This is a genomic window from Rhizobium sp. LjRoot30, assembly GCF_964253915.1.
Classification (GTDB): domain Bacteria; phylum Pseudomonadota; class Alphaproteobacteria; order Rhizobiales; family Rhizobiaceae; genus Metarhizobium.
This window is the reverse complement of the sequence record NZ_CAXUSG020000028.1, coordinates 20,057-27,875: the sequence shown is the minus strand read 5'-3', so window position 1 is coordinate 27,875 and position 7,819 is coordinate 20,057. Positions and strand designations below refer to the sequence as shown.

Annotated in this window: 15 protein-coding genes; 10 read left to right on the top strand and 5 right to left on the bottom strand. The window is 54.4% G+C overall.

Going from position 1 to position 7,819, the window contains the following annotated elements; translation table 11 throughout:
• Positions 1-29: 29 nt before the first annotated feature.
• Positions 30-1,070, bottom strand: coding sequence for a non-homologous end-joining DNA ligase (gene ligD / locus ACSQ3I_RS27370; protein ID WP_436004227.1), 1,041 nt, complete (start codon positions 1,068-1,070; stop codon positions 30-32).
• A gap of 62 nt (positions 1,071-1,132) precedes the next feature.
• Entirely contained in the window at positions 1,133-1,477 is a 345-nt protein-coding gene (locus ACSQ3I_RS27365; RefSeq protein ID WP_205908943.1) for a hypothetical protein, read from the bottom strand.
• A gap of 189 nt (positions 1,478-1,666) precedes the next feature.
• On the opposite strand from ACSQ3I_RS27365, the gene ACSQ3I_RS27360 reads away from it, so the two are divergent.
• The 3 genes from ACSQ3I_RS27360 to ACSQ3I_RS27350 all read left to right on the top strand — a co-directional run bounded on the left by ACSQ3I_RS27360 (position 1,667) and on the right by ACSQ3I_RS27350 (position 2,475).
• Positions 1,667-2,041, top strand: coding sequence for a response regulator (locus tag ACSQ3I_RS27360; protein ID WP_436004225.1), 375 nt, complete (start codon positions 1,667-1,669; stop codon positions 2,039-2,041).
• A 24-nt stretch (positions 2,042-2,065) separates the two neighbouring features.
• Positions 2,066-2,260: a hypothetical protein gene (locus ACSQ3I_RS27355; protein ID WP_436004223.1), complete on the top strand. Its 195-nt coding sequence runs from the start codon at positions 2,066-2,068 to the stop codon at positions 2,258-2,260.
• A 62-nt stretch (positions 2,261-2,322) separates the two neighbouring features.
• On the top strand, positions 2,323-2,475 hold the full coding sequence (locus ACSQ3I_RS27350; RefSeq protein WP_436004221.1) for a hypothetical protein: 153 nt from the start codon (positions 2,323-2,325) through the stop codon (positions 2,473-2,475).
• Between the two features lie 149 nt (positions 2,476-2,624).
• On the opposite strand, the gene ACSQ3I_RS27345 is transcribed toward ACSQ3I_RS27350, so the two are convergent.
• The gene (locus ACSQ3I_RS27345; RefSeq protein ID WP_436004219.1) at positions 2,625-3,536 is read right to left on the bottom strand and encodes a flagellin; all 912 of its coding nucleotides are present in this window, start codon (positions 3,534-3,536) and stop codon (positions 2,625-2,627) included.
• 1,103 nt (positions 3,537-4,639) lie between these two features.
• On the opposite strand from ACSQ3I_RS27345, the gene ACSQ3I_RS27340 reads away from it, so the two are divergent.
• The 7 genes from ACSQ3I_RS27340 (at position 4,640) to ACSQ3I_RS27310 (ending at position 6,821) form a co-directional block, all read left to right on the top strand.
• Complete coding sequence (locus ACSQ3I_RS27340) at positions 4,640-4,849, top strand: cold-shock protein (protein WP_436004217.1); 210 nt, start codon at positions 4,640-4,642, stop codon at positions 4,847-4,849.
• A gap of 110 nt (positions 4,850-4,959) precedes the next feature.
• Positions 4,960-5,250: a cold-shock protein gene (locus ACSQ3I_RS27335; RefSeq protein WP_436004215.1), complete on the top strand. Its 291-nt coding sequence runs from the start codon at positions 4,960-4,962 to the stop codon at positions 5,248-5,250.
• A 26-nt stretch (positions 5,251-5,276) separates the two neighbouring features.
• Entirely contained in the window at positions 5,277-5,513 is a 237-nt protein-coding gene (gene rpsU, locus ACSQ3I_RS27330) for a 30S ribosomal protein S21 (RefSeq protein WP_436004213.1), read from the top strand.
• Between the two features lie 242 nt (positions 5,514-5,755).
• Positions 5,756-6,055, top strand: a complete 300-nt coding sequence (locus tag ACSQ3I_RS27325) for a hypothetical protein (protein WP_436004211.1) — start codon at positions 5,756-5,758, stop codon at positions 6,053-6,055.
• A 68-nt stretch (positions 6,056-6,123) separates the two neighbouring features.
• A complete protein-coding gene (locus ACSQ3I_RS27320; RefSeq protein WP_436004209.1) occupies positions 6,124-6,264 on the top strand; it encodes a hypothetical protein in 141 nt (46 codons plus the stop codon).
• A gap of 74 nt (positions 6,265-6,338) precedes the next feature.
• The gene (locus tag ACSQ3I_RS27315; protein ID WP_436004207.1) at positions 6,339-6,524 is read left to right on the top strand and encodes a hypothetical protein; all 186 of its coding nucleotides are present in this window, start codon (positions 6,339-6,341) and stop codon (positions 6,522-6,524) included.
• A 57-nt stretch (positions 6,525-6,581) separates the two neighbouring features.
• Positions 6,582-6,821, top strand: coding sequence for a hypothetical protein (locus ACSQ3I_RS27310; RefSeq protein ID WP_436004205.1), 240 nt, complete (start codon positions 6,582-6,584; stop codon positions 6,819-6,821).
• Between the two features lie 46 nt (positions 6,822-6,867).
• Here ACSQ3I_RS27310 and ACSQ3I_RS27305 read toward each other — a convergent pair whose 3' ends face one another.
• Entirely contained in the window at positions 6,868-7,110 is a 243-nt protein-coding gene (locus tag ACSQ3I_RS27305) for a hypothetical protein (RefSeq protein WP_436004203.1), read from the bottom strand.
• A gap of 159 nt (positions 7,111-7,269) precedes the next feature.
• Positions 7,270-7,542, bottom strand: a complete 273-nt coding sequence (locus tag ACSQ3I_RS27300; RefSeq protein WP_436004201.1) for a hypothetical protein — start codon at positions 7,540-7,542, stop codon at positions 7,270-7,272.
• Positions 7,543-7,819: the final 277 nt, after the last annotated feature.

Here is a 7,819-nt window from a genome sequence, read left to right as displayed (position 1 = left end):
TTCCGCCGGCCTCCCGTACATAAGGCGCGCTATTCCAATTCGAACACCGCCGCATTGTCCTGCACCTCCAGCAAGCCCTTGTAGGAAGCATGCCGTAGCTTCTGGTCACTCGTCCAGCCTCGAAACTCTATCTCCGCTATAAGCGTCGGCTGGGCGAAGACGGCGCCTTTGCTTTCTGCCGCGACGGGTGGGCGTTTGGTTTTCAGCTTGTCGAGGGTCTTGCGGAGATAGAGCCCGTCCTGCTCTTTGAAGCCGGTCCCGACGTTGCCGACATAAACCCAGTCGTGGCCACGGCGCGCAGCCAGCAGGAGGCTGCCGATACCGCCGCGGGCGATCTTCGAAGGCTCGTACCCCACGACCATGAAGCTTTCACTCTGGACGCATTTGATCTTGCGCCAGTCGCCGTTGCGGCCAGGCGTATACGGCTTCCCCCGATGCTTGGCGATGATGCCTTCAAGGCCAAGCTCACAGGCGCCGGCCAGCAGGTCTTCGCCATCGCCGTCAATCTCCTCCGAAAGCCGGATCGTGCCATCGGCATCGATCAGCCCCTCAAGGATCTGCCGGCGTTCTTCGAGGTCCATGCGTGTCAGGTCGTGCCCATCGAAATACAGGATATCGAAGGCATAGAAGATTGCTTCGCTTGCGCTGCGCTTGCCGCCCGGGCCACCCAAGGCTTTTTGCAGGGCGCCGAAATCTGACCGGCCTTGCTCATCGAGAACGACGGCTTCCCCATCCAGAATGATGGTAGTGCCGAAAGCTTTGGCCGCCTCAGCAATTGCAGGAAAGCGATGCGTCCAGTCATGGCCGCCGCGGGTGATTATCCGCACACCGTCGAGCTCAACATGAACGGCCAGACGGTAGCCGTCCCATTTGATTTCGAATGCCCAATCTGGACCGACCGGCGGCCGATCGACAAGCAGGGCAAGGGCTGGCTCAATCCGTTCCGGCATAGGGTCTAGGGGAAGCTGAGGCTGCCGCGGGTCGCGTGGGCGTCGGGCACGCCCCCGGAGCGGCGCGTCTGTTTCTCGCAGGAGAGGTTTAGAGCGGGGTGTCTTCGGAGGCTTTGCCATGATGGCATTGCATCAGCAAAACCTTAACAGCCCGTGAGATTTGGCGCGGGTCAATATGGGCTTTAGCGTTGTTGGTCATTGTCAGCGCTTCGGGGAGCGCGGAGAACCAATTGAACGCTCTCAGCGATGACAATACGAAGGTCACGGATCATGCCGGCCGCGTCGAGAAGAGCGGCGCGAACTTTTTCGTTTGACCGATTACCTCCGTTAACCGACCTGGCGACAGCTTGAACAATGAGAACGGCATCGGCACTCGAATTGCTTGGCGGGATGCCAACCTCTTCACGCATTTCCAGAATGGACCGCACGGCTCGATCCAAAAGCCTTTCTGCTTCGCTATCCGTTAGAGTGCCAACCTCATTGGCGGCGCGAACAAGCTCGTTCACGAATGAAGTCACGTTACTCAAAGACTGCCGCTCCGTATTCCATGCGTAGATGGCATCAGCATATGCTTAATGGGCCGTTACGATTGCTGCCGAAATGTTGGCTTTGAATTGGCAAAGGGCCGTTTCGCGTCAAAGACCTCACTGGCTAACAGCTTTTCCCGCACTACATGCTGAAATCTAACAGCTTATCGTTTTGGGCAGGAAGCGCATATGAGTTTAGATGAGCGACCGGCGGTCGTTATGGTCGTTGAAGATGAGGCGCTGATCCGTATGGACGCCGTGTACGTTTTAGAAGCCGAAGGGCACACGGTGCTCGAAGCGGAAAGCGCAGATGCAGCTCTGGAAATTCTGCACCATCAATGCGATGTCGACTTAATTGTGACTGATGTGAGAATGCCAGGCTCAATGGACGGCCTTGGCTTAGCGAGGATTGTGACTGAGCGTTGGCCGAACGTTCGGATCGTAGTCACGTCAGGGTTTGTAAGCCCATCCGCTTTCGAGCTTCCAGAGAAAGCAAAGTTCTTTCCCAAGCCCTACAGATTGGAACAGCTCGTAAAGTCGGTGAATGAACTTTTGGCCGCGTGACCTTCAACCGATAAGGAAATTTGAATGGCAGATGAAACGACCTCCAGCATCATTCATATTGCTGATTTAGATAAGCTTCACGAAGAGATCTGCGCGGGAAAAGGCCTAAGTTTGAATTCAGAGGCCGCTAAGGCGCTTCATGTTTTGTTGCTCCAGATGCATTCGCAAGGCGTGCATGACAAAGCCAAGCTTGAGGAAGCGGGCAGACACTTCCCTTAACAGCAGCGACTTGGCCGGAAGTCGGCGTAGGGATCTGACCTGAATTCAGGAGTAAATCGCCATTGCCAGCACCCAATAACGATGCTGCCTTGAACTGCCAGGAATGGATTGAAGAACACATTCACCGCCTTGTCGATATGGCGACGGAGGCCGGCTGGCGCGAAATGCAAGCGGCAGAAGCCATCATTGCCATTGCCGAAGAACTAGATCTGTGATGTGCAACTGAAGCAGGCGGTCGCTCCGTTAGTCTATCTTTCGCTGCTCTGGCGGTGTCTCCATCTCCAGACCGATCCCAAAGATCGGGTAACAGGCATTTTCAGGAGCGTGACGAGTGCGCGATATGTGCACGCACTCGTCAATATGTTCAGCGCAGCAGACCGCGCAAGAAGACAGCGTTTTCGTTGGTCCGGCTCAGGATCGACACGCTCGCCTGCTGGCGAATTTGGGCTATTGAAAGATTGGCCGTTTCCGTCGCTACATCGATGTCCATGATGCTGTTTCGTGACTGAGAAAGCGCTTCAACTTTGAGACCCAGGCTTTGTATGTCGTAATTTAGTTCGGATTGAAATGTGCCAACTTCTGCTCGCGCTGAGCTGACGCCGCCGATCATGCTTTTCAGGGCGCTTAGCATGGCAACAGCTTCATCGGTGGTCGTCTCCGCGGTAATTTCCATCTCCTTGGACGATGCCGGTGTATCGCCCGACGACAGCAAGTGGTAATCGCCATAGGAACGAGTCAGGATGCCGTCCTCAGCTTTGGTGCTGCTGTGGAGGGTAGTCTTGCTCAAGTCGATCTCCGCGGTCCCGCCCTGGGCCGCGGCGAGGGAGGGGTCACTGTAAGTCTCGATCCCTGGCGTCGTTCCCGAAGAGTCTAGCAGCTTGATGCCATTAAACGAGGCGTTCGTTGAAATAGACCCGATAGATGCCTTTACCTTCGAAAACTCTTGGCCGATGCTCTGTTTATGGTCAGCACTCAGGGTTTCGTAGGATACCTGCTGAGCCAGTCCTACCAGTAGCTGCAACATGTCTGCAGTCGAAGACAGCGCGCCCTCCATGAGGGTTGCCATGTTTGTTTTGCTTAAGACCGCGCCATACGCAGCTGATACCGATTGCATGGACGACTGTTGCTGAGACGGCATCGCAACAGATGCCGCGTCGTTTCTGATCTGCAGTCCAGACGACAATCTGCTCGCGGCGTTAGCGAGAAGATTGCTCGTTTTCGACAGATTGCGTTGGGCGATTAAAGTGGGAATGTTCGTATTGATATTAAGCGGCATGTTTTCTCTCGATTTGAACAACATCTTGAATGAAGAGCGGCGTCATGCCGAAAACCGCGCCCTGTCATTTGCGCGCTGCGTATCGCAACGCCCATAAAGCACACCAAGTATTTTGATCGCCTATACTGATTAAATTGCATTTTATGCAGTTGTGCTTTTCCGCTTCACATTCATCAGATGTGGCGAATTTTGTCGCAGACACAAAAGGTTGATCGATTGCTTATAAAGCACTATGTTGCGCCTACCCCCACGTCGGCGACCACGGATGTACTGGCGCCCACGTAATGAAGGCCGGCCCATGTGGCTGGCCTTTTCCATTTGCGCCGGTTCGAACTGGACAAATTCGTCCAGTTATTCGCCGTATGGCACGCAGATCGTGGGATTGAGGTTTGCGCCACGGTGGCGCGCGTTATTTTAGGGGACCCGAGGGAGTACAAGCGGCTTGGGACAAATCCGAAACCGTTTCGGATTTGGCTCCTTCGGTTCTGTACGCGCTCGCCTCCCGTCCATTACCGGCGCCGATCTGCCCCTACCTCAAGGGGGGGAGGGTCTCGTTTCTAACGATGCCCTCTCCGGCCTAGACTTCGCCGCGTTGCTGTTACAGCAATTCAGAAACCGGGCGGGAGCGGTTATCTGCGCGATAGGGACTAGGCCCGGAAAGGCCGCCAACTCCTGTTCGCCGCCAAGGGTCTCAATTGAACTGATACCCCTCTTGTCCCGCTCCAGAAGCGTAGGCCGGAGGTCCAGATGTTGGCGGGGTTGCCGGCTGTCGATTGAACTGTAAATCATCTGTATTATCAGATGACCGCCGCTCAAATTGGACATGGCATTTCAAAAAAAGCACCCGACGCTGAGTAACGAGCGCTGTGCTAAAATACATTGCTGCGAAACCAGCGCGTTAGGGCAGATGCGACCAAAAAATTAATAAAAACCCCGTTGCTCATTGCAAAATCAGATGTTGTGTATATATATGCTTCATCGACCATTGCTTGTGACGTCGTTTCTGGAGCCAGAGCTCCTGTTGGATTTCCCTCTCAAATTATCGATCTTAATCCTGCAAGAAATCGCGGGAACCTCAACGATTGCTTTGAAAGGAAATCGTTATGAACACTGGTACTGTAAAGTGGTTCAATACCACCAAGGGCTTCGGCTTTATTCAACCTGACAATGGTAGCACGGATGTGTTTGTTCACATCTCGGCCGTGGAGCGCGCTGGCATGCGTTCGCTTAACGATGGTCAGAAGATCCGCTACGACATCGTGCAGGACCGCAAGTCGGGCAAGAATTCCGCCGATAATCTGCAGGCGGCTTAATTTGTCATTCGCTGACGCTGACCACGGATGTACTGGCAGCAAAGCTGAGTGATGGTGAGAGGTCGGGGTAAAGCCCGGCCTTTTGTTTTTTACGGCAATGGGAGCCCCCGATGCGCAAGATCCGATACAGATCGGGCGACACAATCGTCCTGAAGGCCGGTGTGCTCGGCAGCGTTCATCCTGATGGTGCCGGCCGGATCACGTCGGTCCTGCCAGAGACTCAGGGTTTGTCGCCGCAATACAGAGTGCGGTTTCAGAACGAGAATTTCGAGCGAAACATAGCGCACGATGACATCGACGCCGAAGCGTCAACTGCACGCCCCCAGGATGCGGAAAACGCGGCGTCTCTCGGAGCCACGTCGAACTGGATTAATCCAAACGCAATCAGGATCAGGAAATAGCAGCCGATGCTGCGTCAGGAGATATTTTGCAGGTTCTCGTCAGAGACAACAATGTCGAGCAAGCCCTTCGCGTTTTGAAAAAGCGAATGCAGCGCGAAGGTATTTTTCGTGAAATGCGTGCGCGTACTTCGTATGAAAAGCCATCCGAAAAGCGCATCCGCGAAGAGGCGGAGGCGATACGTCGTCATCGCAAGCTGGCTAGAAAAAAGCTGCAGCGCGAGGGTCTGCTTCCCGCTCCTAAAAAGGTCGTTCGCCCTCGGTGACCAGCCATATCGGCGGGGACAGGCAAAGGTTACCGATTGCAGACCGACACGACGAGGGCATTTGAGTGGCCGTCCCTCCCTCGTTGTGTTTTCAATTTGACCGTACCGAATGTTCTGCCTGCTGAAATTACGAAATGATTTGCCCCAGCGAACGAATAGGCGCACTCTCCCCAAATCAGCGACCGTTTAAAGGGCATCGCTGAATCAGGGCGAACGCCCTGGCCCCAACGAAGGAGGGCGTCATGTCTTCCGACTTCTATCCGCCAAACCTTTCGCGCAATCTCGTCTCCACCGGCGCTTTCGGTTATCGAGAGAATGTAGCGCGTTGCCTTTCGATAGTGCTCACCGAAGACGCAACGCGAGAGAAAAAGCGCGCGCCCAGGCGAATTGTGAATTTCCTTGTTTTTCCCAATTTCAGTCTTGATGCGGGAACGGCGGTACAAAAGGTCCCGTCCGACCCATCTCATATTCGTCTTATGGTCGCATCACTCGAAAACCGCCCGCTTGCCGGGCGCCTGGTGCTTGATCTACTTACGGCGTAACTGGCGCATACCGAAACGGAGCGCAACGTCTCCGTACATCCGACAATTACACAAACGGGGAGACATTCATGGCCAAGGGTCAAGCACGCAGCAATCGTGAAGTCCGCAAGCCGAAGAAAGACAAGGCCGCCGCAGTCGCCGCGCCGGCGCCTGGCAAACAGGTGAAACTCGCGAGCGGCAACACGACAGGGTTCGACAAGAGGAAGTGACTTCCAGCCCCTTCGTTCCGTGTCGTCAAGCCGACGAGAATGACCCTGCATGCCATCAATAAAGGAATTCCAATATGACACAAAAGACCACGCGTGATGCAATAGAAAAACTATTTCTCGCGCCGGAAACCGACAAAGGCTCTAATGCAGAGAAGCTGGAAACCCTTCGCCGGCATATGAAATCGCGCCAGCGTGAACTCCGGCTGACGGAACGGCAGGCCCGAGAAAACAATCGAACGCAAAGCCTCACCCTCCGTTGACGAATTTCGCAGCATAGATTCGCCAGCCATCCCCGGGCCTCACAGGGAGACCAGGATATGATCAAGTTCGACTACACTATCGAAGCGGGGCTTTTCCCAGGCAAGAAATCATTGCGAAGCCAAGGTGTTCGCTACAAGAGGTTCAAGACTGCTGCAGAAGCCGTGCGCTTTGCGATAGAGGAAATGCCCAACTCGCAGCTGCGAGGCTCTGTGATGGAGGTCGATGAGGCGCGGTTCGATGATAAACAGATCCGGATGCTTTACGATTCTTGCGACTTTCCCCTGTCTCGTCGTTGAGGCCGTTTTGAACAAGGGGATGTTGCACCCGCAACCGCTATATGCTTCAGCGGTCAACCTCTGAGAGGCGCAGGAGCAGTTCGAGGTCTTGCAAGATAACTTGCTCAGGCTTCCTGAAAGAACCGCGCGAAAACCATTGCTGCGCCTCGGTAACCAGATCCATTGCTGCGGGCGAGTATCCGTCAAGCGCAAAAGCCCACGCCGCGAGCACGTGCCTCGTAATTTTGCCGCTGCTATAGGCGGTAAATAGTAAGGCGCTCTCGCGGCGCAATTTTTCGGTTTTGTTCATGTTAACCTCTTGCGAGACAAACATAATTTACACCGATTGGTTCCATGTCCCCAATTGCGAAACTTGTCTTTGCCGACCCTGGCATGTGGCTGGCCAACGCATCGAGTATCGTTGATGCAGGCGGGTGCAAACCCGCCTTAAATCAACATTGCTTTTTGCTCAAGCTGCGTCGGGCAGGCCTTGGATCGCATAGCGGTGAAATCGCGTTGGAAGTCGACGGCTAAGCTCAGTCTGGATTGCTCCATGATGCCGCTGGAGAGAATAAGCAAGCTCGGCCCGGCTCGTTGTTCCCCGCTCGAACCTGCCAACAAGAAAAGCAGCATAGCTGCTATATTCAGGCGAGATTTCTTCAAATCCGGCTCGGTTAAGAATCCCCTCGATCAAGTCGAGATGTTCGCTGTTAAGATAGGTCTTGAAATTTTCGGAAGACATAGGTCCTCCTTTTCAATTGGGGCCAGGGCTGAGCCCTCCCCAGCAGCGCCCGTTACATGGCTGCTGAAGAATTCACCTTGGACCCCATGAGGGTGGAATGCAAGCGGCTTGTGAGACGCACCTTAAGAAGCTTGGCCCAGAGGGCGCGGGAAGCGCGCTCGACGGAATGAATTGCGTAAGTTAAGCCTTGTGCTTCTCCCTATGCAGCGCTCCCCAAAAAGCATTTGAACCCGAGAATATGATAATCCTTAACGGCAGGACTTAATGTGCTATGGTC

Bases quoted from the DNA above. Each gene is read 5' to 3' on its own strand.
- ligD (WP_436004227.1), bottom strand. From the start codon at position 1,070: ATGGCAAAGCCTCCGAAGACACCCCGCTCTAAACCTCTCCTGCGAGAA.
- ACSQ3I_RS27360 (WP_436004225.1), top strand. From the start codon at position 1,667: ATGAGTTTAGATGAGCGACCGGCGGTCGTTATGGTCGTTGAAGATGAG.
- ACSQ3I_RS27355 (WP_436004223.1), top strand. From the start codon at position 2,066: ATGGCAGATGAAACGACCTCCAGCATCATTCATATTGCTGATTTAGAT.
- ACSQ3I_RS27345 (WP_436004219.1), bottom strand. From the start codon at position 3,536: ATGCCGCTTAATATCAATACGAACATTCCCACTTTAATCGCCCAACGC.
- ACSQ3I_RS27340 (WP_436004217.1), top strand. From the start codon at position 4,640: ATGAACACTGGTACTGTAAAGTGGTTCAATACCACCAAGGGCTTCGGC.
- ACSQ3I_RS27335 (WP_436004215.1), top strand. From the start codon at position 4,960: ATGCGCAAGATCCGATACAGATCGGGCGACACAATCGTCCTGAAGGCC.
- ACSQ3I_RS27325 (WP_436004211.1), top strand. From the start codon at position 5,756: ATGTCTTCCGACTTCTATCCGCCAAACCTTTCGCGCAATCTCGTCTCC.
- ACSQ3I_RS27320 (WP_436004209.1), top strand. From the start codon at position 6,124: ATGGCCAAGGGTCAAGCACGCAGCAATCGTGAAGTCCGCAAGCCGAAG.
- ACSQ3I_RS27315 (WP_436004207.1), top strand. From the start codon at position 6,339: ATGACACAAAAGACCACGCGTGATGCAATAGAAAAACTATTTCTCGCG.
- ACSQ3I_RS27310 (WP_436004205.1), top strand. From the start codon at position 6,582: ATGATCAAGTTCGACTACACTATCGAAGCGGGGCTTTTCCCAGGCAAG.
- ACSQ3I_RS27305 (WP_436004203.1), bottom strand. From the start codon at position 7,110: ATGAACAAAACCGAAAAATTGCGCCGCGAGAGCGCCTTACTATTTACC.
- ACSQ3I_RS27300 (WP_436004201.1), bottom strand. From the start codon at position 7,542: ATGTCTTCCGAAAATTTCAAGACCTATCTTAACAGCGAACATCTCGAC.